This window comes from Arthrobacter arabinosi (assembly GCF_054511115.1).
Map to the genome: position 1 here is coordinate 14,150 of NZ_JBTNDF010000002.1, position 23,702 is coordinate 37,851.

Consider the following 23,702-nt stretch of genomic DNA (forward strand, 5'->3'; position numbering starts at 1 on the left):
AGCCAGGCGCGGCCGGGTCAGGACGGGTCGGCGGGCCCCTGTGGTTCCTGCGCGAGTCCGAGGAAGCGTTCGGCGATGGCCGCCCCGCCGTCGGGGTCCCGGCTGACGAGCATCACGGTGTCGTCTCCCGCGATGGTCCCGAGGATGGAGGGCATCACCGAGTGGTCGATGGCCAGGGCGAGGAAGTTCGCGGCCCCCGGCGGCGTCCGCAGGATGACGATGTTCCCGGAAGCCTCCGCCGTCACCAGCAGCTCGTTGCACAGCTTCGCGAGCCGCGCGTCGAGGCTCTCCTGGGACACGCCGCTGCGGGCGTGGCGGCCGCCGCCCTCCACGGGTACCGCGTAGATCAGGGCGCCCTCGGCTCCGCGGACCCGCACGACGCCGAGCTCCACGAGATCGCGTGACAGTGTCCCCTGGTTGACCTGCACGCCGTCCGCGGCGAGCAGCGTGGCCAGCTCAACCTGCGAGCGCACGGACTGCGCGGTCAGGAGGTCCGTGATCCGCGCGTGCCGGGCGGTCTTCGTGGTCAGGCGGGCCGAGTCGCGCTGCACGGTCACGAGCTGCTCCCCTGCCCGTCCGGCAGAGCGGACCGCTGCACGAGCCACGTCATGAGCGCCTTCTGGGCGTGCAGCCGATTCTCCGCCTCGTCCCAGACGAGCGACTGCGGACCGTCGATGACGTCCGCTGCGATCTCGTACCCGCGGTAGGCGGGCAGGCAGTGGAGCACGACGGCGTCCGGTGCGGCCTGCGCCATCGCGGCGGCGTCGACGGCGTAGGAGCGGAACAGCTCCTGGCGCGCCGCCTTCTCGTCCTCCTGGCCCATGGACACCCAGGTGTCGGTGGCCACGACGTCGGCTCCGGCAAGGGCCGCGGCCGCGTCCGTGGTGACGAGGACGGACCCGCCCGTTGCGGCGGCCCGCTCCTCGGCCGCGGCCACGACGGCCGGATCGGGGAGGTAACCCTCGGGTCCGGCGACCCGGACGTGCATGCCGGCTGTGACGCCGGCGAGGAGGTAGGAATTGGCCATGTTGTTGGCACTGTCCCCCAGGTACGTCATCGTCAGTCCGGCGAGCGTGCCCTTGTGCTCGCGGATGGTGAGCAGGTCCGCCAGCAACTGGCACGGGTGGTAGTCGTCCGAGAGGGCGTTGATGACGGGGACGCTGGACGCCGCGGCCATCTCCTCGAGTCCGGCCTGGGCGTAGGTGCGCCAGACGATGGTCGCGACCATCCGTTCCAGGACCTTCGCGGTGTCGGTGATCGATTCCTTGTGCCCGAGTTGGGAGTCCCCCGCACCGATGATCAGCGGCACCCCGCCGAGGTCCGCCACCCCCGCGGCGAAGGACACCCGGGTGCGGGTGGAGGTCTTGTCGAAGATCACGGCGACGGTCTTGCGGCCCGCGCCCTCCCCCGCGAACGGCGCGTGGGCGTAGGGGTTCGCCTTGAGTTCGACGGCGAGGTCGAGCACCTCGGTCTGCTCGGCGGGTGAGAGATCCGTGTCGACGAGGAAGTGGCGCGTCATGGGGTTGCCTCCCGGTGTGCGGCGTGGGCGGTGCGGGCTGTGGTGAGGATGGCGGGCAGGGCGTCGAGGAACGTCGCGGCCTGCCCGAGGGTGAGGATGAGCGGCGGCGCGAGCCGGAGGGTGGACGGCCCCGTCGCGTTGATGATGAATCCCGCGGCGAGCGCCGCCTGGACCGCTGCCGGCGCGTACTCGCCGTCGACGTCGAACCCGATGAGCAGGCCCCGGCTGCGCACCGCCGTGACGCCCTCCGTCGCGACGAGGCGCGAGGCGAGGAAGGAGCCGACCTCGGAGGCGTGCTGCAGGGCGCCGGTCGTTTCGAGGACGTGCAGTGTGGCCAGTCCCGCCGCTGTGGCCACGGGATTACCGCCGAAGGTGGTGCCGTGCTGGCCCGCGCCGATCAGTGTGGAGACGTGCTCGCCGAAGGTGACCAGCGCCCCGATCGGGAAGCCGCCGCCGAGGCCCTTGGCGAGCGTCATGGCATCGGGTACGACGCCGTCCACCTCCTGATGGGCGAACCAGCGACCCGTCCGCGCGACGCCGGACTGCACCTCGTCGAGGATGAGCAGAGCCCCGTGTTCGCGTGTCAGCTGCCGTGCGGCACTCAGGTAGTCGGGTGAGAGCGGCCTGACGCCGGCTTCACCCTGGATGGGTTCGAGGACCAGCGCCGCCACGGAGAAGTCGATGGCGTTGCGGAGCGCGTCGATGTCGTCGAACGGGATGTGCTCCACGCCGCCGGGCAGGGGCTCGAACGGTTCACGGTAGGCCTTCTTGGATGTCAGGGCGAGCGCCCCCATGGTACGGCCGTGGAAGGCGCCGTCCAGGGCGAGGATGCGCTGCCGCCCCGGGGTGCTGTTGCGGCGTGCGAGTTTGACGGCGGCCTCGAGTGCTTCCGCGCCCGAGTTGGTGAAGAACACGCGGGACCCGGCGGGCGCGTCGGCGAGGGCCAGCAGTTTCTCGGCGAGCGCCACCTGCGTGGGACTCGTGAAGAAGTTGGAGATGTGGCCGAGGGTGGCGAGCTGGCTCGCGATGACCGAGGTGACGAAGGGGTGGGCGTGGCCGAGCGCGTTGACCGCGATGCCGCCGAGGAGGTCGAGGTACTGCGCACCGTCGGCGTCCCACACGAAGCACCCCGATCCGCGCACCAGCACGCGCTGGGGCGTGCCGAAGACGCCCATCAGGGAGGAGCCGTAGCGGGCCAGCCAGTCGGCGCCCGAGTCCCCGCCCGTGAGCAGGTCGACGGCCGTCGAGGGGGTGTCGTTCGTGGCGGTGTCGTTCATGCCGGCCTCTTCGGGGTCGCTGGGTGCGTCGGGGCCGCGGTGCCGTCGGGGATCACCTGGGTGCCGATGCCCGCGGTGGTGAAGGTCTCGAGCAGCATCGAGTGGGCCAGTCGGCCGTCGACGATGTGCGCGCGCTCCACGCCGGCCTCGACGGCCTGCAGGCACGCGGCCATCTTCGGGATCATGCCGGATTCGAGGCCGGGCAACAGCTCGCGGAGCTCGCTCACGGTCAGGGAGGAGATGAGCGAACTGCGGTCCGGCCAGGCGGCGTAGAGCCCCTCGACATCCGTGAGGATCACGAGCTTCGACGCACCGAGGGCGGCGGCCAGCGCGGCGGCGGCGGAATCGGCGTTCACGTTGAGCACCTGCTGCATCGCCTCGCCGTCGGCGGCGTACTCGGGGGCGACGGTCGAGATCACCGGGATGCGCCCGGCCTCGAGGATGTCGAGGATGGCGCCGGGATGCACCGCGGTCACGTCCCCGACGAGCCCGAGGTCCACGGTCTCGCCGTCGACGACGGTGCCGGTGCGTACCGCGCGGAGCAGGCCGCCGTCCTCGCCGGACAGGCCGACGGCGTACGGACCGTGGGAGTTGATGAGGCCCACGAGCTCGCGGCCCACCTGGCCGGTGAGGACCATGCGGACCACGTCCATGGCCTCGGGGGTCGTCACGCGCAGGCCTCCCTTGAACTCGGACTCGATGCCGAGCTTCTGCAGCATCGCGTTGATCTGGGGGCCGCCGCCGTGCACGACCACGGGATGGATGCCGACGTGGTGCAGGAAGACGACGTCCTCGGCGAAGGCCCGGCGCATCTCCTCGTTCACCATGGCGTTGCCGCCGTACTTGATGACCATCGTGGTACCGGCGAAGCGCTGGATCCACGGCAGCGCCTCCACCAGGGTGGCGGCCTTGTCCTGGGCCTTCAGGGTGGAGGCCGACGGCGTCGTCGGGTTCATGCTCGTGTCGCTGCTCGTCATGGGGTCTCCCGTCAGCTCGAGTAGGCCGAGTTCTCGTGCACGTACTCGTGCGTGAGGTCGTTGGTCCAGATGGTGGCGCTCGCGGCCCCGGCGGCGAGGTCGATCTCGACGGTCACGTCCCGGCCGGTGAGGTCCACGAGGTCGCGAGGATCCCCGATGCCGCCGTTCCGGCAGATCTGCACACCGTTCATCGAGACGTTCAACGCGTCCGGTTCGAAGACGGCGTCGGTCGTGCCCACGGCTGCGAGGACCCGGCCCCAGTTCGGATCATTGCCGAAGATGGCCGTCTTGAACAGGTTGGACCGCGCGACGGCGCGGCTGACCACCTCGGCATCGCGCTCGGTGGCGGCGTTCACGGTGGTGACCGCGATGGTGTGGCTCGCGCCCTCGGCGTCCTCGATGAGCTGGGCCGCGAGGTCGAGGCAGACCTGCGTGAGGGCCGCGGTGAACTGCGCCTGGTCCGGTGCGACGCCGGCCGCTCCGGAGGCGAGCAGCACCACGGTGTCGTTCGTCGACATGCAGCCGTCCGCGTCGGTGCGGTCGAAGCTCACGCGGGTCGCCTCCCGCAGGGCTGCGTCCAGGGCGGCGGCGTCGAGTGCGGCATCGGTGGTCAGGACCACGAGCATCGTGGCCAGGCCGGGTGCCAGCATGCCGGCTCCCTTGGCCATCCCGCCGATCGCGTAGCCCTCGCTCGCGGCGTCGGCCGTGGCCGGGTAGCGGGCCTCCTTGGCCACGGTGTCCGTGGTCATGATCGCCTCGGCAGCAGTGGGACCGCCGCCCCGGCCGAGCGACCCGGCTGCATCGGTGACCCCGGCGAGCAGACGATCCATCGGGAGCTGTTCACCGATCAGGCCGGTGGAGCAGACGAAGACGTCGGTCGCGGAGACCCCGAGGAGCTCGGCCGTGACCTCCGCCGTCCGGTGGGTGTTCCGGAAGCCCTCGGAGCCGGTGCAGGCGTTGGCGCCGCCGGAATTCAGGACGACGGCGTCGACGCGGCCGTCCGAGACGACCTGCCGGGACCAGAGCACGGGCGCGGCCGCCACGCGGTTGGAGGTGAACACCGCGGCCGCGTGGTGGAGGGGCCCGTCGTTGACAACGAGGGCGACGTCGGGCTTGCCGGTGCTCTTGAGGCCGGCGGCGACGCCCGCGGCACGGAACCCGCCCGGGTAGGTGATACTCACGGTGCGATCCCCTGGATGGTCAGGCCCGCGGTCTCGTCGAGTCCGAGGGCGATGTTCATGGACTGCACGGCGCCGCCGGCGGTCCCCTTGGTGAGATTGTCGATCACGCAGCTCACGATCACGCGGCCGGCGTGGTCGTCGAAGGCGAGCTGCAGGTTCGCGTAGTTCGAGCCGAGCACGGCCTTGGTGGTGGGCCACTGGCCCTCGGGCAGCACCCGCACGAAGGGCTCCGTCGCGTAGGCTCCGTCCCACGCCTGGCGCAGCTGCGCGTACCCGACGTCGGGCTTCACCCTGGCCGTCGCGGTGGTCAGGATGCCGCGCGCCATGGGGGCGAGGGTGGGCGTGAAGGACAGGGAGACGCGCTCGCCGGCCGCGCGGCCGAGTCCCTGTTCCATCTCGGGGGTGTGTCGGTGCCCGCCGCCGACGCCGTACGGGCTCATGCCACCCATGACCTCGGATCCGAGGAGGTTGGGCTTGGCGGCCTTGCCCGCACCGGAGGTGCCGGACGCCGACACGATGACGACGTCGTCGGGCTCGAGGAGCCCTGCGGCGAAGCCCGGGGTGAGGGCGAGGAGGACGCTCGTGGGGTAGCAGCCGGGGACGGCGATCCGGCGGGCTCCGACGAGGCCGGCCCGGTGGCCCGGCAGTTCGGGCAGTCCGTAGGGCCAGGTGCCGGCGTGCGCCGAGCCGTAGAACTTCGTCCAGGCGGCGGGGTCCTGCAGGCGGTGGTCGGCGCCGGCGTCGATCACCAGCGTGTCCGCGGGCAACCGGGCGGCGACCTCGGCGCTGGCACCATGCGGCAGTGCGAGGAAGACGACGTCGTGTCCGGTGAGCACCTCGGGGGTCGTCTCCTGCAGCACCCGGTCGGCGAGGGAATGCAGATGGGGCTGGACGTCGCCGAGGCGCACCCCGGCGTTGCTGTGGGCCGTGATCGCCCCGACCTCGATGTCGGGATGGTTGGCGAGGAGCCGCAGGAGCTCTCCCCCGGCGTAGCCACTGGCGCCTGACACGGCTGCGGTGAACGTCATGCGCCCAGCCTACAACAACATCATGCATAGCCATACATAGTTATGCATTTGCCCGGCGAGGCCTCCTCCGCCGGCGACGCGGAGCTAAGATACGCATCAATGTCCGAACGCGGGAAGGTGGTCCTGGGTCTGCGCACCCGGGGCCGGCCGAGCGGTGCGAAGGGGGCGGCCGGTGACCGAGGCGCGGCGCGGAGGATCGCAGACAGCCCACCGGAATCGCGCGGTCAGTGCGCAGGAGCGAAGCGCGGAGTGGACTGCCCGCTTCGGTCTCCTCCTGTTCGTGGGTGCGGCTTCTGCGGGTTACTTCTACAACCTGACCTTCGTGCAGCTGGGGCTGACGGACCTCGGTACACGGGTCGTCGGGCTCCCGGAGGATCGTGTTGCCCGCATCCTGACCCTGCTGGCGGGGCTGACGCTGCTCGTGGCGCTGGCCACCGGCACGGTGATGCACCGGCGCCGGTGGAGCGGGGATTTCGTGGTCAAACTCCGACTGCTCTCCGTCGTCGTGGTGCTCCAGACCGTGCTCACCGCCCTGGCACCCGGGATCCGCGACGAAGCCGCGTTGATCGGTTGGGTGGTGACCGCCTCCGTCGCGCTGGGCTGCGGGGTGCCGTCCCTGTTCGGGCTCACGTGCGACCTGGTCCCCGTGCGACGCCGGGGCACCGTCGCCGCAGTGGTGACCTCGACGGCGTTCCTGCCCGCGGCCGTGTTCTCCTCGGACTGGCGGATCGAGCAGTTCTCCGCCCAGCTCCTGTGGCTGATGGTTCCGGGTGCTGCGGGTCTCGTGGTCCTGGCTTTTTCCGGGCTGCCGGTGGTCGCAGCACTGTCCCGGCAGTACCGGCTCCCCCGGTATGGGGTCGGCCGTTTCGTGCGGGACAGACCGGGACTCACGGGGTGGCCGGGCAGCAGCTTCACGGCGGCGCTGGTGTTGATGTTCGGCGTGTACTTCGTGGACAGCCTGGGGTTCCTGCGCATCGTCGACACGCCCGTCTACACCGGTTCTGCCTGGCACTCCGCCGATCCGGGCACCCTGTGGGCCATCGGCCTCACGCACGTCCTCGCGGCCGTGCTCGCAGGGATCCTGTATCCGGCGCTGGGGCTGCGGGCTCTGCTGGTGTGGGTCTTCGGGCTCTTCGCGCTGGCCCAGATCAGCTACGTCCTTCACGCGCTGACCACCCCGGAGGTGCCCGCGACCCTCGGGGTGCCGCTGCTCTACGCGGTCGCCGTGAGTATCTACACCGTCCTGAACTTCGCCCTGTGGTCCGACTTCTCGACGCCGGCGACGATCGCGCGGAACACCGCCCTGGGCGTGGGCGTCTCCGGATGGCTGGCCACCTTCCTCAGCACCTCCCTCGCGCTGGCATGGCGCGCTGGGGACATGCCCTTCTCCGAGCACCTGCGGGTCGTGTCCGCGATCAGCATTGTCCTGTTCTGCGTCGTCCTGGTCCTGCTGGTCCTTCCCACTCGTCGCCCGCGTGCACCGGGAGGGGACCAGGGATGACAAGCGCACGCGGGACCGTCCGGTCATTGGTGTTGCTCCTTCTCGGGGCGGTGATCGCGGCCCTGGTCACCGGGTGCTTCCCTCAGGACGAGCCCGGACGCTACTCGTACACACTGATCACCCAGGGCGGCCACGTGCTCGGCAACAGTGAGTCACTGGTCGGGGACACGGTGATCGCCGGTGGTTCGATGGCACTCGGGCCCGGCGCCGAGCACGACGGATCGGTCACGGTCCTTGGAGGCGAGGTCAGGCTGCAGGGGAAGGTCATCGGGAATGTCCTCGTCCTCGGCGGCACTGTGACTCTCGCGAACGGCGCAGTGATCACGGGTGACCTGAACGTCTCCGGCGGGGACCTGGTCCGAGGCCCGGACTCAGTGGTGCTGGGCCGGGTCGTGGAGGAGCCGACGCCTGCGGGAGTGCTCGGTTCGACGTCCTCGCCGGCCTCTCCCGGCGAGTGGGCGCTGGGGGCCCTGCTCTCCGTCGTGGTGGCGGCGGCCCTCGCCTGGACGCTGTGCCGTCTGGCGCCGCGCCCGATGCGTCGCATCGCAGGGGCAGCGACCGGGTTCCCGCTCGTCAGCGGCGCACTCGGCACACTGGTGTTCATCACGGTCCTGCCCCTGGTCGTGGCGATGGCGTTCACCCTTGTCCTGATTCCCCTGGCCGGTGTCGTGCTGATCCTGTTCGGGGTCACCCTCGTCTACGGAGGCATCGGTCTGGGTATGGGGGTGAGCGGACACATCGCGCGTCGAACAGGCAGGGAATGGTCGGCGCCGCGGGCTGCTGCACTCGGGACGGCCGCCCTCGTTGCAGCCCTGCACATCCTGGGCATGGTTCCAGTGGTTGGTGTCCTGGCCGCAGCCGTGGCGGGCGTGGTGGCCAATGGGGCGGTCGTCCTCACCGGGTTCGGCCTGCGCCGTTACACCCCACCGGATGACGGCATGGACGACCCGCTCCCTGATCCGTGACCGGGAGCAGCCGATCGCCCTGCGTCAGGTGGTGATGCCCCCGCTGTGGACGGGGCGGACCCCGTCGCCGACCGTACCGGAGCGGACCGCCGGCCTCCGGGGGGCGATCGCGACCGCGGCCTCGGCATAGATGAGGACGGCGAACTGCGGCATGGGGGTCCTTTCGTCACGGACGGGCGGATCGTCAGGCCTGGGGCTCGTACCCGATCAGCCAGCGCAGGCCGTGCCGGTCGGTGACCTGGCCGTCGGAGGCGCCCCATGGCTTCAGGGCCAGCGGGTCGGTCACCGATCCGCCGTCGGACAGCCTGTCGAACCACGCGTGGAGGATCGCTGGCTCGGCGGTCCCCAGCAAGGACAGCATGATGCCCTCGAACCGGACGGTCTGCTCGCCTGCTGCCGCGTCCGACCCCGCGAGGGCGACGACGCCGTCCAGCACACCATGGGCCACGGCCTCGGGCGGGCCGTCGGTGCGGCCGAACTCCTCATAGGAGTGCAGGGTCAGCTCACCGCCGAAGACGTCTGCGTAGAAGCCCAGAGCCTCCCGTGCGGTTCCGGGGAAGCTGAGGTAGACGAGGGGTGCGGCCATGGTGGACATTCCTGACGTTCGGCGGGGCAGATCCGATCCTGCTGTGAACGATACGTCGGGGACGGCGGGCATGCCGGTCGCAGGGCGGGTCGACGGCGCGTTCCCCGGCATGGGCCCTGCGGTGTCCGGGCGGAACGGGATGCTCCCGCCCAGTACGATGTGCCTTCGGATCACATGGCGGGAATCGCCGGGTCCGACGTCGGGGGGACGAGGCTCGAATGTATGGGGACGACCACGTGGAGCGCGCGTCCGCGGTGGAACGGCTGGGTACTGCGGCTCGCGAGGACGCCGCGGTCGGCGCAGAAGGGCAACAGAAGCTCGGGCACGCGTTGGCGTTCCTCGACCGGTCCGTGCAGGGGGTAGGGACGCACTGGGCTTACCTGCGGACGCGAGTCTCGCCGAGTCGGGCTTCCTCGAGTACGGGGTGGAGAGCGTGTTCCTGCTGCTGGACGTCGCAGCATCGCTCGCCACGGTTCAGCTCCGCAGGACCTCGGCCCACATCACCCATCCATGGGCTACTCCGGGGTCGACGCGTACGCAGACGCGCTCGACGCCTGCCACTTCATGAGTATGCGTTTCGCGCGGTATCTCTTGCGGAGGCGACCCAGCCCCGAGGAAATCGTCGCCGCGGCGGCACGCGGGATATGGACGCCTTCGGGATCTCGCCCACCGACATCGACAGCACCCTCCTGCGGGCCGAACTCCTGAAGCTGCGGAGCGCATTGCCCCACCATCAGCGGTGCCTATGCCTCGTGGGGACCGGTTGCCGGGAGTGCTCGCAGTCGTCGGCTCGCGACATGCGGGCCTTCCGCGACTGGTCACGTGGGCGGCGAACGCAACGGACTCCTGCTGTTCGGTCCGGGCGCTCGTCCCGAGGTGGTGGCAGCCTTCCACTGGGTGCACGTCCGAACCATTGCCGCACCAGGGGAATCGTCTCAGCGGCTCGATAGCCGACGGAGAAGAGAGTGGAGGCGCCCCGCTCCACCGTGAAGCAGCCGACTGGGAATTCCGGATCCGTCCGCCGGTCACACTGCCTGGCGCGATTGCAGCACAGCGGGAGCAGGTCCTGCTGGGGACTGTCATCGCCCTCGCAGTGCTCGGGTGCGTCCTTGCACCACTCCTGCTGTTCGCAGCTCCGGTCTGATGCCGTGCCCGGACTCGCCCGGGCCAGCACGGAATAGCATGAGGGAACGCCACTGAAAGGAACCACCATGCCTTCTGCCATCGTCGTCTCCGAGCCCGGAGGCCCGGACGTCCTCACCCTCGCGACCGTGGACCGCCCCACCCCCGGCCCGGGCCAGCTGCTCGTGAAGGTCGCCGCCGCCGGGGTGAACTTCATCGAGACCTACCAGCGCAGCGGTGCCTACGCCGTCGACCACCCGTTCACCCCTGGCGCCGAGGCGGCCGGAACGGTGGAGGCGCTCGGCGATGACACGACGGGCTTCTCCGCCGGCGACCGCGTCGCGTTCGCCGAGGGGACGGGCACCTACGCGGAGTACGCACTCGTGGACGCGGACCGGGCGCTTCCGGTTCCGGAGGGGGTGGACCTGGAGACCGCGGCCGCACTCCCCCTGCAGGGCATGACCGCCCACTACCTGATCAACTCCACCTTCCCCGTCCAGCCCGATCACACCGTGCTCGTCCATGCGGGTGCGGGCGGCGTGGGCCTGCTGCTGATCCAGCTGCTCAAGGCGAAGGGAGCCCGCGTGATCACCACGGTCTCGACGCCGGAGAAGGAAGACCTCGCGCGTGGTGCCGGCGCCGACGAGGTGCTGCGCTACGAGGGATTCGCCGACGCCGTGAGGACCCTGACGGACGGCGTCGGGGTGGACGTCGTCTTCGACGGCGTGGGCAGGGCGACGTTCGACGACTCGCTGCGCTCGCTGCGGATCCGCGGCACCCTTGTGCTCTTCGGGGCGGCCTCCGGCGCAGTGCCCCCGCTGGAGCTGCAGCGCCTCAACAGCGGTGGCTCGCTCTTCGTCACCCGGCCCACTCTCGCCCATCACCTGCTCTCCCCCGAGGAGCGCAGGTGGCGTTCGGAGGAACTCTTCGGCGCTGTTGCTGCGGGCCAGCTCGACGTGCGCATCGGTGCACGGTACGCACTCGTCGACGCCGCCCGAGCGCATGAGGACCTGCAGGCCCGGCGCACCACGGGCAAGGTGCTGCTCGTTCCCTGAGCCCGCATATCGTCAGGAAGCCCTGTTGAAGATGGTGGATCGGGATTCCATGGTCCGACGATACTTGCCGGTCGATCGCACGGTAGTAGCCGGCTGAAATGACCGGACACCTGAGCTTGGACAACGTGAGGCCTCAGGTGCGTTCGAGGTCCGGTTCGGCATCCCTGGTCAGGATCGCGCTGGCCCTGGAGGGCGACGAGACCTCGTACTTCACCATGTTTGCATCGATGGCGTCGACGTGGATCTGGACCTTATCGAGACAAGAACCCGTGCCGAAGGTCAGCGATGCGGTGAACAGATACGTGTTCTGAGATACGTCGTCCATCACCCAGGGCCCTCCGCACCCGAGCTCCGGGTATTCGGCCAGTGCCTCGATTCCGTCCGCGCTTTCAGTGAAGGAAACGCGAACCGTATACGCGCCGACGCCTCCCTGAAAGACGTCTCCGTTCCATGTACCTTCGAGCGGAAGTGCCTGGGACGTTGATGATTCCACTACAACTGCTCACAGTGACGCCCAGCCCAACCTCAGTACGGGACGTCAGAAGCTAACCGCAAACCAGGGGCGCGGAAAGCTCCTTGGAAACTGGCACCCACTCCCCCGAATCCGTCACATTACTCTCGTGCAATGACCGTCCGGCCCGCTGGAGGATCCCTGTGCGGGTGAGTTCCTACCGGCTCATCCGCTCGTTGAGAGCGAACTTCACGGTCGGCCATTCGTCGTCGATGATCGAGTAGACAACGGTGTCGCGGATGGTGCCGTTCTCAAAGATCGTGTGCTTGCGCAGCACTCCGTCCTGCTTCGCCCCGAGACGTTCGACGGCTGCTCGTGACTGACGGTTGTGCCAGTGCACGCGGAATTCGACAGCGATACACCCAAGCTCCTCGAACGCACGGGTGAGGAGCAGCATCTTGGCGGCTGTGTTGATGCCGGTCTGCTGCGCCTCCTGACCGAGCCACGTCGACCCGATCTCGAGGCGGCGGTTCGCCGCGTCGAGGTTGCAGTACGTCGTCATCCCAACTGCTCGGCCGGTCGTGGCATCGATGACAGCCCATGGAGCCATCCGCCCTTGACCCTGCAGAGCGAGTCGGCGCATGATTTCATCGCTCATCGTCCCCGGTGAGGGGATGTGCGTGTACCAGGTCCGCCACAGGTCTCCTACAGCAACTGCCTCGGCGAGGTCATCGCTGTGGGCAAGCTGCAACGGCTCGAGCACTACGGCGCTGGCCTTCAGTACGGGTGTTATCGCGAAGTCCACCCGCCAACCCTATGTCCCTCGTCAAACCGGCTACGGCATCCAGCAAAGCGGTTTGTGTACGTGAGCGGATGGAGCTGCGCCCCCTCATCACACGAGGCTTCGAGCGCATTCAGCCCGTGATACCTCCGTCGTGCAGGTCAGGATGACCGAACAGCCCGGGAAGACCACCGGTGTGGAGGAACACCACACGGCCAGGAGGAGTCGCATCTGTCATTGCCGCTGCGATCAGTCCAGCCATCGCGCGACCGGTATAGGTGGGGTCGAGAACGAGCCCCTCGGTGCGGGCCGCTAATGTCATTGCCTGCCGGACTGCCGTCGTCAGATATTGATAGCCGTCACCGATCTGCGAATCATCGATGCGCAGGCCTTCCGCTGACACTCCCATCTCGGTCACAAGCGAGCTCACCGTGGCATGTGCATCGGCTACCGCCCCGGTGGCCACCCCGAGCACTTGAGAGGTACCGAGGGCTGCAGCCAGGCCCGCCATTGTTCCGCCGGATCCCACCGCGACAACGACAACCCCGAGGTCCGGAACTTGGCTCAGTAGCTCTTCTCCAGCCCGCTGGTAGGCGACCGCGCTCTCCGCACTGGTGCCGCCGAAGGGAATCAGGAAGGCGCCGAGTAAAGAGGCCTGTTCGGCAGCAACCGTTGCTGCTTCGCGATTCCCGGCGAACACGACCTCGGCTCCAAAGAGCTCGTCGAGCAGAAGATTTCCTCGCAGGTGGGACGGCGCCTCACCCTCCAGCACGAGAACGCTTCGAAGTCCGCATCGCGCTGCAGCGGCAGCAGTTAGACGAGCGTGGTTGCTCTGAGGTGCGCCGGTCGTGACGACTGTGCTGACTCCGGCCGCCAATGCAGCACTCATCGTGACCTCGAGCTTTCGGACCTTGTTACCGCCACCACCGAGACCGATGAGGTCGTCCCGCTTGATCATCAGCCGGTGCGCGTCGAGCCCGATTGCCCGCGCGAGCCGAGGTGCGGAGTCGATCGGTGTCGGCCGCGAGAAGAACGAGACAGCGGAATTCATCACGCGATCATATCTGAGCTGCTCCCTTGACCCCTGTGTACGAGAAGGCGGGAGGTGGCGTCGAACGCGCTGGTGGGGGCGGAAGCGGACAGACTCGCGCCAACTGCCGCAGCTCCTTATGGTGGCGCCTGCCGCCCGAACTCAATTCGTAACCGGAGCTTCGGACAGGGAACCCGGGGACGTCACGCTTTTCAAACCAGGCAACACCAGCGCTGATGCAAATGAGCGTGCCTATTAGGCGGTGATCGAGCGGCCGCGAGCTGGCGAGCTACGTCCCGCTCGAGGACCCTCTTATGGCACTCCAAGCTGGTTGCAACGAGTTTGCGCAGGTGGTCTCTACTCCAGAGGAGTGCGACTGGTCTCAGATTTCGCGAAGTGCGCTTTCAGCCCGTGCCGCAGAGCCAGCCGGGACGTACCCCTTGGGGCTGTAGCAGTGTGCTGCAGAGCCCTTTCTCCCGCGGAATCCATCGGAAGGCGAGACATCAGGGCTCGTGGCGAGCGGCTAGCCCCAGTAGCCGATGGGGTACTCGCGTGCTTTGGTGTCGTGAGGGTTGGTGGGACGGTCTTCGGTTGTCAGGGTGTGATCATCGTGCTGGTCTGCGTAGGTCCGAGGGCGTTTCATGTCTGCGGCATGGCGACGGCGGCCGACAGCAAGGAGGGCGCCAGCGGCGAGGAAGGCGACAGCGCCGATGCCGATCAGCAGGTACGCGCCAAAGACAGAATCAGCGGATTCCCGGTAGGTGACGGCGTTGAGCGCGTCGATGCCCGAGACGAGAAGAACGGCAGAGGCGACGAGAACGATTCCTCCGACCACGCTGAGCACCAGTCCTGGCCGAACTGTCTTCTTGCTGGTCATGGATACCCCTGTGTGATGGTGCGGCTGAACAGCATCAGGACCGCCGCAGAGCGTCTCTGCGGCCGATTCGTGATGCCGGTGTTCGAACCGTATCAGCGGGCGGTGACCGGCGGTCGCGGGCAGGGACATGATCTGGCCAGGTCTCACCGATCCCTCCCGGTCCGTACGCTTTCTTGACGAACCCACGGACTTCCGTCACGAGCTCCCCTCGCGTCATGCGGACTGCATCGTCCGAGGTGATTCCTCCCGCCCCGGACGTGAGCCGCCGGACGCTGAAGCCATACGTTCCCTCGGCTGGTCCGTTGAGCCACGCGAAGTCATAGGACAAAGCCCCGCCGGGCTGTCGTCTCTCACTGACGCGGAACACTTCATGCTCGACCGTGAGCTCAAAGGGATCCACGCGGTGATCTTAGGACCAGTTCCTGCATACTGAGGCGGCGTAGGGAAGACCTGATCATTGTCGTCCTGGTGGGAGTACCACTGATCTTCATCCAGGGAATGATCTATCTCTTCCTGCACCCCCAACTCACCCTCATCCTCGACGACGTGATGGACGCCGAGTACACCGGCAAGGAAGCCTCCGTGGATGACCGGCGGTTCACGATGCAGATCCTGGCCGGTAGGTGGAACGACTCCGAAGGCGACATCCCTGCCCGCTGACCGATCCGTTTGCGGGACGGTCCTGGCAATGACTGACGGTTGGCGTGAGCCGGAGGCCATCAAGCTGGGGATCTACGGAGACAGTATCGGTACCGGATGGCGGGGCGTCTCGCCGCCGAAGGGCCGACGCCTCTTCGACTTGCACTACGAATGCGCCAAGGAGACTGGCTTGCCGTTCATTAGAGGGCAGCGCGGCGTTTTTGCAGACGACTACTTGCCGTACCTCTACCCCGAAGAGGTCCAACTGCACCCCAACGACAAGGGCACGCGGTCCTAGCAGCCACGACGACCGCGGCCCTGTCGCTCTACGCTCAACATGCCGTGGACCAACAAGCCTCCCTGCCCCAGTAGAGAATTCCTTGGCGGACGTAAACTCCTCGACGGCTTCACCCAGGCGCGTGCGCTGTTGAACCGTAAGTTCTCTTGTAGTTGAGGATCAAGAGTGCCGCCACGATGGCGCAGATGATTCCGGTGGTCATGTCGCCCCACTCTGATCGCTCAGGGAGGGAGAAGAAGAAGAAGCCCAGACCTCCGACAGCATTGATGAGAAGAAGAACGATGGCCGCCAGCCACGTATTCATCGGCATACCAATCACCGTGGTACCGCGGCGGGGGGCAGTTTGGAAGCGGATCCTCGACCTCAACGGTCCTTCGCCTCGACGCTCACAAGCGAACGAGACCGCTGCGGCACCGGCCAGATGACGATCATCGCCGTGGCCAGCGGGCCAAGGATCAACGAAAGCAGGAACCATATCCATCGGGATCGGCCCTTCTGCTCTGCGAGGCCGGCGTTGACAAGCGCGATCGAGAAGATGAAAAAGCCGATCGGCACGTACTCCTCCATACGCCTACCTCACCTCGGTGCTTCGACTTGGCGGCGGGACGTCCTCGGGGCGCTCGGGCTTGCCCGCTGCCTTCCACTCGCGCTTGGACAGAGGTGTCCAACAAGAGGGGACTGCCTGGAGGTAGTCGCGGTACTTCCGACGACCCGAAGGATCCCAGAACCACACCACCTCGAATAGCACTCCAAATGCGACTCGCGCTATCAGTCCGAGGATCTCGATCATCGTCGGACCCCGCATGACTTCTCCCCCATCGTCATGACTCGCATCCTACGCCGTCACCATTGCCCTGGAAGGCGGGGCTGAGCCCCGGGTTCTCCGACCGGGATGGTCACGGCGCCCGCTGCCCTCACCGCGGCGCAATCAGCGCAGGCCGCCTCATCGGCCGGGGCTGCAGAAGCCTCCGTGCGGGCCCGTGCAGAGGCCGCACGCGCAGGTGCCGCGTCGAAAGCCACCGGCTGTCCCTGGGCGCCACCCTCAGTCGGCCACGGCTGGTCCACGCAGGACTCCAAGACTAATGATGGCGACGTGTTCGGCGGCGGTCATCCAAAGCTAAGCCAGAACACACCCGTAGGCCGATCGACCTACGAGCGGCTCGAGTCATCGTTGGCGCGTTGTTGCATGCTCACGGTGAGGATCACCATCGCCATGCCCGCAAAAATTAAGCTGAACCAGAATTGCTGCCAGTTCCGGGCGAGAGCGCTTAGAACGGCGAAAACTAGGAGGGCTGTTGCGCCCACCACGAGAAGAACCCGACCAAGTCGCTTACTTGCTGCCATATTGGACACCTCCTCCATCTCAAACGTTGACGTCGTCGGCGCTCAGCCGACAGCTGGAGCCTACGTGACGCGTCTGAGTAGTCCGCAAGCCGATCCCCTTACGGTGAAGCTCTCATCGCGCGTCCGTAGAGGAACAGAACACTAACGACTCCGATGGCAAGGACTATGGGAGTGACCAGGATTCGCGCAGACTCTGAGAACAGCAGGGTTCGCGAAGTCCCGTCCTCCATCAGGAAGGTGCACTCAAGACCAGGGGGAAAGTGAACGTACTCCGCTGTTGGTGGGGGTTCTCATTCAAGGCATACGGGGCGCCGATTGGAAGGTGCTCGAACAGGCACAGCTTGCTCAGGGTGCCGTACTTTTGTGCCAACGCGAAGGGCTGGAAGACAAGGCCGAACCAGATCAACGCGATGAATCCAACAGCGATAATGAAAACTATCAGCCAGTGTCTTTGCTTCATGCTGCCCCCGTGGTTCACCACGAACCTAACTGCTCGCAGGCTAAGGATGAAGTCATTCGGTCCGTGTCCGTTGCGCGATCCTTCAACGCGCCCTTTCTCGGGTGGGTCTAAGGCGTCCCTTGGGAAGTTTTGGGTCCGTTCGGCTACCGTTCACCCTGTGAATGATCAGAGCGCAGCGAAAGCTCGTGTGACCTTCTGGGTAACCTTCCTCGGGCCGGTCGCGTTTGGGGTAGTGGCCGGTTTGGTGCGGTTGGTGTTTCCAAGTCCGTCTCCCGAGGGGTCCAGCGCTCCGCCGGCCGAACGTTTTTCATCGCCTGTTGTTGCCGGCATCATGGTGGCGTCAATTCTGCAGATTGGTCGTTGGTTGCTGTACGGCAAAACCGGGGACCAACAATTGGAGCGTCTTAGAACGCTGTGTACTGTGACTTCTCTTGTTGTTTTCGTGGCCATAGGGTTCGCCGCCCTGGTCCAATCAATGGCACTGGTGCTGTTCCTCTCTCTGGCTCTCTTCGTGCTTGTTCTTTGGCTATTGCCACGGAAGAAAGTCATACTGCCGGAGAATAGGAATCTCGGCATTTACTGCATCTGCATCCTGTGCCTCTTGGTTTCAGTCGGCTCCGTATCAATGTCCCTGACAACGAGGTAGATACAGACCGCCCTCTCAACGCGATCGCTGACCGGGACACTGCTTACGCTCCACGAACGACTGTGCGCGCAGGATCCTTTAGATGAGACCGTCTGCGAGGCTTTGTACATGGAAGACCACAGCATCCCTCACCCCTTGCCCGTGCCCGTCGTCCACCTTCTCTGCGGCCTAAACGGAGCTGGAAAGACGACACTCGCACGTGAACTCGAGGACGAGATTCCCGCAGTGCGTTTCACTTTGGATGAGTGGATGCTGCGCTGCTTTCCTGATCTTGCCTTTGACAGCGACGAATACGGCCGTAAAGCCGAGGAGTGTAAGGACCTGATGTGGGAAGTAGCTCTGCAGGTCCTGCGTACCGGTTCTGACGTGATTCTGGACTGGAACCAGTGGAATCGACAACGACGTGCCTTCTGGAGAGACCGGGCTGTTCAGGCGGGGTACTCAATGTGCCTGCACTACATACGCGGATCAGTAGAAGTAGCCGTGGAGCAAGCAGAGAAAAGAGTAGCGCTGAATGCTCCCTGGGTGCATCCACTGACTGCTGCTCAAATACGTCAGTTCACTGAGCTCTTCGAAGAACCGACGAACGATGAAGGAATCCCGATCATCGTCTCGTGAACCGTCCCGTGAACGGATCCACTTACGAACTCAGCCTGCATACATCATGGCGAGTGGGAACGAGTAGATGAGAAGGGCCAGGTATCCGAGTGAAAAGAGAGTCTGGTAGGGCCATCGCGTTCGTCGTAGATCTGGCGCCTGAACTGACCGTCTTCCTCGCGTAGAGGGAGCTACTTTTCGCCACGCCGGTAGCTGGGCGGGATACATGAGCAAAGCTGCGGTCACAAGGATCGCGGCGACGTAGGCGAGCCACGGTTGACCTTCAAAGTCCGTCAGTACAGGAAGCGTCACGGCAAGGCCGATCGACACGACGTTGAGGATCAACTGCATACCGATGAAGAACCGATCAAGGGTCTGCTGCACCGATAGGTGACATCTGATCTGGCTTGCCGGAAGGTGGGCCTGGAAGGATGTTGCTGGGCCCAAGCCCTACCCTGAGGAATTCCGCGACGATGTCGTTCGCGTGGCAAGGCATCGCGAGCCCGGAGTGACCATCGAGCAGATTGCTCGAGATTTCGGCGTTCATCCGATGACGCTTACGAAGTGGCTTCGCCAGGCCGAGGCCGATGATGCCGCTAAGCCTGGTCAGGCTCGCAGTGAGACGGCGGAGAATCGTGAGCTGCACAAGCGGGTTCGACTGTTGGAGCAGGAGAACGAAGTCCTGCGGCGGGCGGCAGCGTACTTGTCGCAGGCGAACCTGCCGGGAAAAGGCTCTACCCGCTCGTGACTGAGCTCGCCGTCGCCGGGATACCCGTGACGGTGACGTGCCGGGTCCAAGCTCTCCCGCCAGCCCTACTACCGGTGGCTGGCTGCTCCGATCAGAGCTAGCGAGATCGTTGAGGCGTATCGCGCGAACGCACTCTTCCACGCTCACGGGGATGACCCGGAATTCGGCCACCGGCTGCTCGCCGACGAGGCCCGGGATGCCGGCGAACCGATGGCTGCCCGGACTGCGTGGCGGATCTGCGCGGCCAATGGTTGGTGGAGCTCATTCGGAAAGAAGCGCGGGAAGAACGGGAAGAAACCAGGCCCGCCGGTCCATGATGACCTCTGCGCGGTCAAGGACGTGTTCTCGAACCGGATCGTGGGTTACTCCATCGACTCGCGGATGAGGTCGAAGCTCGCAGTTAGGGCGCTCGAGAATGCGGTCGCTCGTCGTGGTGATGTCGCCGGCTGCGTGGTTCACAGCGACCGTGGATCGCGATTCCGGAGCAGAAAGTTCCTGCGTGCCCTGACCCGCCACCGCATGGTCGGGTCGATGGGCAGAGTCGCGTCCTGCGGCGACAACCCGGCGATGGAGTCATTCTTCAGCTTGCTGCAGAAGAACGTCCTGGACCAGCGTTCCTGGACCACCCGCGAGCACCTACGCATCGCGATCGTGACCTGGATCGAGCGGACCTACCACCGGCGCCGTCGGCAGGCACGATTAGGACGTTTGACGCCGATCGAGTGCGAGACCATTATGAACACGCCAGCCGCCCTGGCTGCGTGACTAGAACCTGTCACCTATCGGTGCAGCAGACCCGAACGGCACACTGAGATCGGCACCTTTAGAACGTGTATATTCATCTGTTCCCCTACGTGAGGTCACATCCTTGCTAATTGCTTGCACCTATGAGCTTGGCTGACTCGATGGTTTCCTTACGACGGCTTATCCGGCGAGGCGCTTGGCGTCTTCTGCACCCAACGCAGAAGGGTTTACTCCTCGGCGTGCTAGGTGGGGCAGTGCTTTACTTATTGACCGGGCAGCTGTCTTGGATACCTGGCGGGGTTTTCCTATGTGTCGGGGTTGGTCACTTCGTTGGTCGTCGACGACGGCATGTGCATATAGGACTGGTCACGATGCCCAGGGAAGACCCTCCGCCACGGCTTAAGCGTCCCAGGCCAGAGGAGACATCCGAGCACCGAGAACAACGGTTACGCCAAGCCGCTACGTTCCGGGTCACCCGATTACTCGAGGGTAAAACGGACCGTGCTGGCGCAGTCGAACAGATCGGTTGCACGGTTCCGGGATTTTCCGCCGAGCGCTATGAGGCCGAGCTCGACGAAGCCTTGATCCGAATCGAAGAATACCGGGTGGGGGTACGGGCCAGACGGCTCACGCTCATCCAAAAGGCCCGAGACATGAGCGCTCTCGATGGGGTGTTCGCTCTACATAGTTTCAATCGTAAATTCTCGAGACATGTCGGACAGTACGGTTTGGGTCCGATCAGCCTTGAGGAGGCTCTAGGCGACATGCACTCGCACGAAGTCATTGAGGAGGCGATAGCGCGTACCGACGCCCTCATTAGAGAGGCCATCAATATGGACATTTCGTCAGGGCGCCACGAACCCAACATGGCCTCTTTACGCCAGACACACCCAGGATTTAACGATCATTCAATGATCGAAGCGCTGTGCTGGGAGGTGCTTGACTACCGCTAAGCCAGGACGTGTGGCCCTGCGGCTTACCGCCGGGTGGTGCTTCGAGGAGTGGATCCTATTTGCTGCGGCCCGTGGGAGCGTGAGAGCACATCTCGGTCCAGCGCTCGTGAGAGTGTTATCCAGCCAGCGGGACTCTGTGCTTTCGCGCGACGGACACGACGTCGCGGCGGAACTCTTCCGGATACAAGTGGAAGCGCAGTCGTCCCACTGTCGCACTTGCGCCGGCCGGTGACCCATCCTCCACCGGACCCGGCGTGCATTCTCGTCGTCAGGTCATTTCCCAGTAGGTTCTAGGTGAGACCGCGATGTGTGGAGAACCTAAGGGAAGCATCATGAGAGAAGTCAATACCGCCAAGCCTGCGGCACTAACGGCGACGGTCCTGTTCGCCAGCCTTCTCGTGGCCTGGTTCTGGATCAAAATCCAACAGGGTTTCGCACTAGAGGTCGCTGCCGGCGCCCAGATCTTCAGGGCTGCCGCGGCGGCTCTACTCTTCGCTCCCTTCCTTGTCCTCATCTACCTGTGCGTGAAGCCGCAGACGGTGCTCAAAGACCGTTCACCACAGGGAAGCCTTCTGTTCGCGGGCCTGGGGTTCATTTGGCTCCTCTCTGCCCTGTTTCTCTCCCTCTTCGTTGGGTTCGCCCCGTTCTAAATGGGAGCTACCCACGAAGGACACGCGTGAGCCTGGACCTAGCGCCCGGTAATGGATCGATAAGCGGGAGGTCAACTGGGTCTAATCCGGGACGGTCACGTAGCCGTCAGTCCACAAGTCCTCCCCAAGAGTCGCAGCGTCGATAAAGAAGCATTCTGGTTCGTCCTCGAACCCAGGCTGGGTCTGTGCTCGATCGATTCGCGCCTGAGCCTCCTCCTGAGATGCGTAGACACCGAGCATCTTCGTGTCGTCGCCAGACTGCCCATCGAGCAGGATCTGACCATCGTCACCGAAATGCTCGGTAGGAGAACCGTGGAGCCACTTTGCGTGATGAATGTGCCACACCATGTAAACGTCCATGGAGGCAGTTTCTCAGCCGCAACGACTCATGGACCCTTTAGACGTCCCAGAGCAGGATCGTTGAGCGAGGCACCGCTGGTGCATCCTGTAGAGATGCGATCGGGCACGCGAAGATGGAAAGATGCGGTCACGTCAGTGCTGGCGTTGCTCAACGACGTGGATCCCTATGGGCTGCAACCCGGCACGGCAGAGGGTGCGCCCCAGGATGAGTACGAGCTCGAGGCAGCCCCCATCGTGAGTCTGCTGCTCAAGAACGGATCCGTGCGTAGCGACGAAGTAGACGCTATCTGGGTGACCTGGTTCCAAGAACCCTTGAGCGAGGTTGTCGGTTCTGAGCAAATGATCCCCTTCTGCGCGAGTTTGAACTCTCTGAATTTCGAGGCGTGATGCCTGGACGATGTCCTCATATCGATCCGTATACGCGGTCGTCGGACACAATGAGCTGTGCCCACTATTGAGAAGACCCGATCACGATTGCTGACCGCGCAGCAGGAGCAGTTCATGGTGCGCCTCGGCCGCCGATCACGTCCCGGTCAGAGAGTTGACGGCTTCGTCGTCGCGGTAGGCCGGAAGTGGGTGCTACTCGCGCAGACGATGGATGGAGGGTTCTTCGACGGGTATGCAGCTGTCCGTCTCCGCGAGATCTCACGCGTGCGACCCGACCGGTCCTTCGAGCAGCAGTTCGCCAAGACTCGACCGGAATGGCCACCAGGTGTCCCCTCGGGTCGACCAATACCCGATCTAGATACGACCTCGGGCATGCTCAAGTCCTTCCTCGCCCCAGGTGTCCTGTTCTCGATCGAACGAGATAAGAAGTACGACGCCGTGTGGATAGGTGTTCCGAACGAGTTGACCCGCCGGTATCTCTATCTGTGGGAGGTCCGGCCGGATGCAACCTGGCACGACGCTCCACAAGGTTATGCTCGGCGGAGTATCACCGTTGCCAGGATCGGGGATCACTACCTCGAAGGTCTCGCCGCGATTGCTGGACCCGCTCCATCAGCAGAGTTCACGGACCGCAAGGATGTACGCGCAAGGGTCTCACGCGCCCACTAGCTGGGAAGTCCTGAACGGCGGAGTGCCCGGTTAGGGATCCCTTAGCGGCTCGCTGTATGAAGGGCTTTTGACCAGGAATCCTGATGTAGTTGCACGTAGTGGGTTGCGGTGCGCCAGTGGTCCCCGTGGCCGTCGACATACATCGAGCCCCACGGTTCCACCCCGGAATCATAGGAGGACTGCAGGAGGTGGTGCATCGCTGCGGCGCGCTGGTGCATGGCTGCTGGTAGTTGTTCCCGCAGTGACTGGCCCGCGCCGTATCCATCGACAAACGCTGCGAGGTGTCGGCCGGCTTCCTCTGGAGCCTGACGGGGGTCCGAAAGGGTGAAGGCTTGAGCGGCGTAGGCGAGGTCCCACAAGCGAGTACTCGGTGCGGCGGCGTTCCAGTCGATGAAGGTCCACCGTTCACCAATGATGAGATTCCAGGGTGCAAGGTCGTTGTGGCAGATCAGGTCACTTCCGGGTGCCTGAAAAGCTGTGGTCCATCGCGCGCCAGGTGAGGGAACGAAGGACTCGCTTGCTTCGTGGATCGCGCGGACCAGCGCACCGACCCGATGAAGCTCCGCAGGCGTGAGTGGATCCGATTCGAGGGCCAGTCGCCCGGGTATAAACTCGGTGACTTGCCGGCCCTGCTCATCCTGGCCGAGGACTGCTGGAACATCGACGCCGGCTTCCCTGACAACCCTCATGAATTCGAGAACATCAGGTGTCGACGCCGTCCACGGCTTGCGGACCGTCGACCCGATGCGCACGACACCATCATTGACGTTGCCGCCTTCGAGTTTCTGCTCGTCATCCATTTTTTGATGCTAACGGTGCCCGCAGAACCATGGTTCTGCGGCCTGAACGGTCGACCC

Annotated in this window: 28 protein-coding genes and 1 pseudogene; 12 read left to right on the forward strand and 17 right to left on the reverse strand. The window is 65.4% G+C overall.

Annotated elements, in window-relative coordinates:
- Positions 1–17 precede the first annotated feature (17 nt).
- Genes ACX80P_RS04250 through argC form a run of 6 tightly spaced genes read right to left on the reverse strand, consistent with a single transcriptional unit; the run spans position 18 to position 5,982 of the window.
- A complete protein-coding gene (locus ACX80P_RS04250; protein WP_459276812.1) occupies positions 18–557 on the reverse strand; it encodes an arginine repressor in 540 nt (179 codons plus the stop codon).
- Positions 554–1,519, reverse strand: coding sequence for an ornithine carbamoyltransferase (argF, locus tag ACX80P_RS04255; RefSeq protein ID WP_459276813.1), 966 nt, complete (start codon positions 1,517–1,519; stop codon positions 554–556). Before argF ends, ACX80P_RS04250 begins: the two co-directional genes overlap by 4 nt.
- Complete coding sequence (locus ACX80P_RS04260) at positions 1,516–2,796, reverse strand: acetylornithine transaminase (protein WP_459276814.1); 1,281 nt, start codon at positions 2,794–2,796, stop codon at positions 1,516–1,518. The genes argF and ACX80P_RS04260 overlap by 4 nt, the downstream gene beginning before the upstream one ends.
- Positions 2,793–3,773, reverse strand: a complete 981-nt coding sequence (gene argB / locus ACX80P_RS04265; protein ID WP_459276815.1) for an acetylglutamate kinase — start codon at positions 3,771–3,773, stop codon at positions 2,793–2,795. Before argB ends, ACX80P_RS04260 begins: the two co-directional genes overlap by 4 nt.
- A gap of 11 nt (positions 3,774–3,784) precedes the next feature.
- On the reverse strand, positions 3,785–4,954 hold the full coding sequence (gene argJ / locus ACX80P_RS04270) for a bifunctional glutamate N-acetyltransferase/amino-acid acetyltransferase ArgJ (protein WP_459276816.1): 1,170 nt from the start codon (positions 4,952–4,954) through the stop codon (positions 3,785–3,787).
- Positions 4,951–5,982, reverse strand: a complete 1,032-nt coding sequence (gene argC, locus ACX80P_RS04275) for an N-acetyl-gamma-glutamyl-phosphate reductase (protein ID WP_459276817.1) — start codon at positions 5,980–5,982, stop codon at positions 4,951–4,953. The genes argJ and argC overlap by 4 nt, the downstream gene beginning before the upstream one ends.
- 172 nt (positions 5,983–6,154) lie before the next feature.
- On the opposite strand from argC, the gene ACX80P_RS04280 reads away from it, so the two are divergent.
- Positions 6,155–7,483 carry a hypothetical protein gene (locus tag ACX80P_RS04280; protein ID WP_459276818.1) on the forward strand — a complete coding sequence of 443 codons (1,329 nt, stop codon included), beginning with the start codon at positions 6,155–6,157 and terminating at the stop codon, positions 7,481–7,483.
- The gene (locus tag ACX80P_RS04285) at positions 7,480–8,448 is read left to right on the forward strand and encodes a bactofilin family protein (RefSeq protein WP_459276819.1); all 969 of its coding nucleotides are present in this window, start codon (positions 7,480–7,482) and stop codon (positions 8,446–8,448) included. Before ACX80P_RS04280 ends, ACX80P_RS04285 begins: the two co-directional genes overlap by 4 nt.
- Before the next feature lie 24 nt (positions 8,449–8,472).
- Here ACX80P_RS04285 and ACX80P_RS04290 read toward each other — a convergent pair whose 3' ends face one another.
- The 3 genes from ACX80P_RS04290 to ACX80P_RS04300 form a co-directional block, all read right to left on the reverse strand.
- Positions 8,473–8,601 (reverse strand): hypothetical protein, encoded by a 129-nt coding sequence (locus tag ACX80P_RS04290; protein WP_459276820.1) that lies wholly within the window; start codon positions 8,599–8,601, stop codon positions 8,473–8,475.
- Between the two features lie 31 nt (positions 8,602–8,632).
- Positions 8,633–9,034 (reverse strand): VOC family protein, encoded by a 402-nt coding sequence (locus tag ACX80P_RS04295; RefSeq protein WP_459276821.1) that lies wholly within the window; start codon positions 9,032–9,034, stop codon positions 8,633–8,635.
- Positions 9,035–9,204: 170 nt separating this feature from the next.
- Positions 9,205–9,360 (reverse strand): hypothetical protein, encoded by a 156-nt coding sequence (locus ACX80P_RS04300; protein ID WP_459276822.1) that lies wholly within the window; start codon positions 9,358–9,360, stop codon positions 9,205–9,207.
- Positions 9,361–10,245: 885 nt separating this feature from the next.
- Between ACX80P_RS04300 and ACX80P_RS04305 the strand changes: the two genes are divergently transcribed.
- Positions 10,246–11,211 carry a quinone oxidoreductase family protein gene (locus ACX80P_RS04305; protein WP_459276823.1) on the forward strand — a complete coding sequence of 322 codons (966 nt, stop codon included), beginning with the start codon at positions 10,246–10,248 and terminating at the stop codon, positions 11,209–11,211.
- Between the two features lie 133 nt (positions 11,212–11,344).
- Here ACX80P_RS04305 and ACX80P_RS04310 read toward each other — a convergent pair whose 3' ends face one another.
- The 4 genes from ACX80P_RS04310 to ACX80P_RS04325 form a co-directional block, all read right to left on the reverse strand.
- Positions 11,345–11,536, reverse strand: a complete 192-nt coding sequence (locus ACX80P_RS04310; RefSeq protein WP_459276824.1) for a hypothetical protein — start codon at positions 11,534–11,536, stop codon at positions 11,345–11,347.
- A 343-nt stretch (positions 11,537–11,879) separates the two neighbouring features.
- Complete coding sequence (locus tag ACX80P_RS04315) at positions 11,880–12,467, reverse strand: GNAT family N-acetyltransferase (RefSeq protein ID WP_459276825.1); 588 nt, start codon at positions 12,465–12,467, stop codon at positions 11,880–11,882.
- Positions 12,468–12,576: 109 nt separating this feature from the next.
- Positions 12,577–13,494, reverse strand: coding sequence for a pyridoxal-phosphate dependent enzyme (locus ACX80P_RS04320; protein ID WP_459276826.1), 918 nt, complete (start codon positions 13,492–13,494; stop codon positions 12,577–12,579).
- 502 nt (positions 13,495–13,996) lie between these two features.
- Entirely contained in the window at positions 13,997–14,350 is a 354-nt protein-coding gene (locus tag ACX80P_RS04325) for a hypothetical protein (protein WP_459276827.1), read from the reverse strand.
- A gap of 468 nt (positions 14,351–14,818) precedes the next feature.
- On the opposite strand from ACX80P_RS04325, the gene ACX80P_RS04330 reads away from it, so the two are divergent.
- Both ACX80P_RS04330 and ACX80P_RS04335 read left to right on the forward strand, forming a co-directional pair.
- Positions 14,819–15,010 (forward strand): hypothetical protein, encoded by a 192-nt coding sequence (locus tag ACX80P_RS04330; protein ID WP_459276828.1) that lies wholly within the window; start codon positions 14,819–14,821, stop codon positions 15,008–15,010.
- 28 nt (positions 15,011–15,038) lie between these two features.
- Complete coding sequence (locus ACX80P_RS04335; RefSeq protein WP_459276829.1) at positions 15,039–15,287, forward strand: hypothetical protein; 249 nt, start codon at positions 15,039–15,041, stop codon at positions 15,285–15,287.
- A gap of 109 nt (positions 15,288–15,396) precedes the next feature.
- On the opposite strand, the gene ACX80P_RS04340 is transcribed toward ACX80P_RS04335, so the two are convergent.
- Together ACX80P_RS04340 and ACX80P_RS04345 are read right to left on the reverse strand one after the other, a co-directional pair.
- On the reverse strand, positions 15,397–15,597 hold the full coding sequence (locus ACX80P_RS04340; RefSeq protein WP_459276830.1) for a hypothetical protein: 201 nt from the start codon (positions 15,595–15,597) through the stop codon (positions 15,397–15,399).
- A 53-nt stretch (positions 15,598–15,650) separates the two neighbouring features.
- Positions 15,651–15,854, reverse strand: coding sequence for a hypothetical protein (locus ACX80P_RS04345; protein ID WP_459276831.1), 204 nt, complete (start codon positions 15,852–15,854; stop codon positions 15,651–15,653).
- Between the two features lie 1,394 nt (positions 15,855–17,248).
- Between ACX80P_RS04345 and ACX80P_RS04350 the strand changes: the two genes are divergently transcribed.
- The 5 genes and pseudogenes from ACX80P_RS04350 to ACX80P_RS04370 all read left to right on the forward strand — a co-directional run bounded on the left by ACX80P_RS04350 (position 17,249) and on the right by ACX80P_RS04370 (position 21,429).
- Positions 17,249–17,737 (forward strand): hypothetical protein, encoded by a 489-nt coding sequence (locus ACX80P_RS04350; protein ID WP_459276832.1) that lies wholly within the window; start codon positions 17,249–17,251, stop codon positions 17,735–17,737.
- Positions 17,738–17,845: 108 nt separating this feature from the next.
- Positions 17,846–18,355, forward strand: a complete 510-nt coding sequence (locus tag ACX80P_RS04355; protein ID WP_459276833.1) for a P-loop nucleotide/nucleoside kinase family protein — start codon at positions 17,846–17,848, stop codon at positions 18,353–18,355.
- Positions 18,356–18,734: 379 nt separating this feature from the next.
- Positions 18,735–19,847: pseudogene (locus ACX80P_RS04360) on the forward strand (IS3 family transposase).
- A gap of 632 nt (positions 19,848–20,479) precedes the next feature.
- Positions 20,480–20,779: a hypothetical protein gene (locus ACX80P_RS04365; protein ID WP_459276834.1), complete on the forward strand. Its 300-nt coding sequence runs from the start codon at positions 20,480–20,482 to the stop codon at positions 20,777–20,779.
- A 332-nt stretch (positions 20,780–21,111) separates the two neighbouring features.
- Positions 21,112–21,429: a hypothetical protein gene (locus ACX80P_RS04370; protein ID WP_459276835.1), complete on the forward strand. Its 318-nt coding sequence runs from the start codon at positions 21,112–21,114 to the stop codon at positions 21,427–21,429.
- Between the two features lie 81 nt (positions 21,430–21,510).
- On the opposite strand, the gene ACX80P_RS04375 is transcribed toward ACX80P_RS04370, so the two are convergent.
- The gene (locus tag ACX80P_RS04375) at positions 21,511–21,789 is read right to left on the reverse strand and encodes a DUF7336 domain-containing protein (protein ID WP_459276836.1); all 279 of its coding nucleotides are present in this window, start codon (positions 21,787–21,789) and stop codon (positions 21,511–21,513) included.
- Positions 21,790–21,849: 60 nt separating this feature from the next.
- Between ACX80P_RS04375 and ACX80P_RS04380 the strand changes: the two genes are divergently transcribed.
- Together ACX80P_RS04380 and ACX80P_RS04385 are read left to right on the forward strand one after the other, a co-directional pair.
- Positions 21,850–22,176 (forward strand): hypothetical protein, encoded by a 327-nt coding sequence (locus ACX80P_RS04380; protein WP_459276837.1) that lies wholly within the window; start codon positions 21,850–21,852, stop codon positions 22,174–22,176.
- Positions 22,177–22,233: 57 nt separating this feature from the next.
- Positions 22,234–22,845 (forward strand): hypothetical protein, encoded by a 612-nt coding sequence (locus ACX80P_RS04385; protein WP_459276838.1) that lies wholly within the window; start codon positions 22,234–22,236, stop codon positions 22,843–22,845.
- Between the two features lie 41 nt (positions 22,846–22,886).
- Here ACX80P_RS04385 and ACX80P_RS04390 read toward each other — a convergent pair whose 3' ends face one another.
- On the reverse strand, positions 22,887–23,645 hold the full coding sequence (locus ACX80P_RS04390) for a phosphotransferase (protein WP_459276839.1): 759 nt from the start codon (positions 23,643–23,645) through the stop codon (positions 22,887–22,889).
- Positions 23,646–23,702 lie beyond the last annotated feature (57 nt).

Excerpts from the sequence above, each read along its gene's own strand:
- argC (WP_459276817.1), bottom strand. The coding sequence starts at position 5,982 with ATGACGTTCACCGCAGCCGTGTCAGGCGCCAGTGGCTACGCCGGGGGA.
- ACX80P_RS04340 (WP_459276830.1), bottom strand. The coding sequence starts at position 15,597 with ATGCCGATGAATACGTGGCTGGCGGCCATCGTTCTTCTTCTCATCAAT.
- ACX80P_RS04320 (WP_459276826.1), bottom strand. The coding sequence starts at position 13,494 with ATGAATTCCGCTGTCTCGTTCTTCTCGCGGCCGACACCGATCGACTCC.
- ACX80P_RS04355 (WP_459276833.1), top strand. The coding sequence starts at position 17,846 with ATGGAAGACCACAGCATCCCTCACCCCTTGCCCGTGCCCGTCGTCCAC.
- ACX80P_RS04285 (WP_459276819.1), top strand. The coding sequence starts at position 7,480 with ATGACAAGCGCACGCGGGACCGTCCGGTCATTGGTGTTGCTCCTTCTC.
- ACX80P_RS04390 (WP_459276839.1), bottom strand. The coding sequence starts at position 23,645 with ATGGATGACGAGCAGAAACTCGAAGGCGGCAACGTCAATGATGGTGTC.
- ACX80P_RS04290 (WP_459276820.1), bottom strand. The coding sequence starts at position 8,601 with ATGCCGCAGTTCGCCGTCCTCATCTATGCCGAGGCCGCGGTCGCGATC.
- ACX80P_RS04375 (WP_459276836.1), bottom strand. The coding sequence starts at position 21,789 with ATGGACGTTTACATGGTGTGGCACATTCATCACGCAAAGTGGCTCCAC.
- ACX80P_RS04305 (WP_459276823.1), top strand. The coding sequence starts at position 10,246 with ATGCCTTCTGCCATCGTCGTCTCCGAGCCCGGAGGCCCGGACGTCCTC.
- ACX80P_RS04345 (WP_459276831.1), bottom strand. The coding sequence starts at position 15,854 with ATGGAGGAGTACGTGCCGATCGGCTTTTTCATCTTCTCGATCGCGCTT.
- argB (WP_459276815.1), bottom strand. The coding sequence starts at position 3,773 with ATGACGAGCAGCGACACGAGCATGAACCCGACGACGCCGTCGGCCTCC.
- argF (WP_459276813.1), bottom strand. The coding sequence starts at position 1,519 with ATGACGCGCCACTTCCTCGTCGACACGGATCTCTCACCCGCCGAGCAG.
- ACX80P_RS04335 (WP_459276829.1), top strand. The coding sequence starts at position 15,039 with ATGACTGACGGTTGGCGTGAGCCGGAGGCCATCAAGCTGGGGATCTAC.
- ACX80P_RS04260 (WP_459276814.1), bottom strand. The coding sequence starts at position 2,796 with ATGAACGACACCGCCACGAACGACACCCCCTCGACGGCCGTCGACCTG.
- ACX80P_RS04365 (WP_459276834.1), top strand. The coding sequence starts at position 20,480 with ATGAGCGCTCTCGATGGGGTGTTCGCTCTACATAGTTTCAATCGTAAA.
- ACX80P_RS04310 (WP_459276824.1), bottom strand. The coding sequence starts at position 11,536 with ATGGACGACGTATCTCAGAACACGTATCTGTTCACCGCATCGCTGACC.
- ACX80P_RS04325 (WP_459276827.1), bottom strand. The coding sequence starts at position 14,350 with ATGACCAGCAAGAAGACAGTTCGGCCAGGACTGGTGCTCAGCGTGGTC.
- ACX80P_RS04295 (WP_459276821.1), bottom strand. The coding sequence starts at position 9,034 with ATGGCCGCACCCCTCGTCTACCTCAGCTTCCCCGGAACCGCACGGGAG.
- ACX80P_RS04370 (WP_459276835.1), top strand. The coding sequence starts at position 21,112 with ATGAGAGAAGTCAATACCGCCAAGCCTGCGGCACTAACGGCGACGGTC.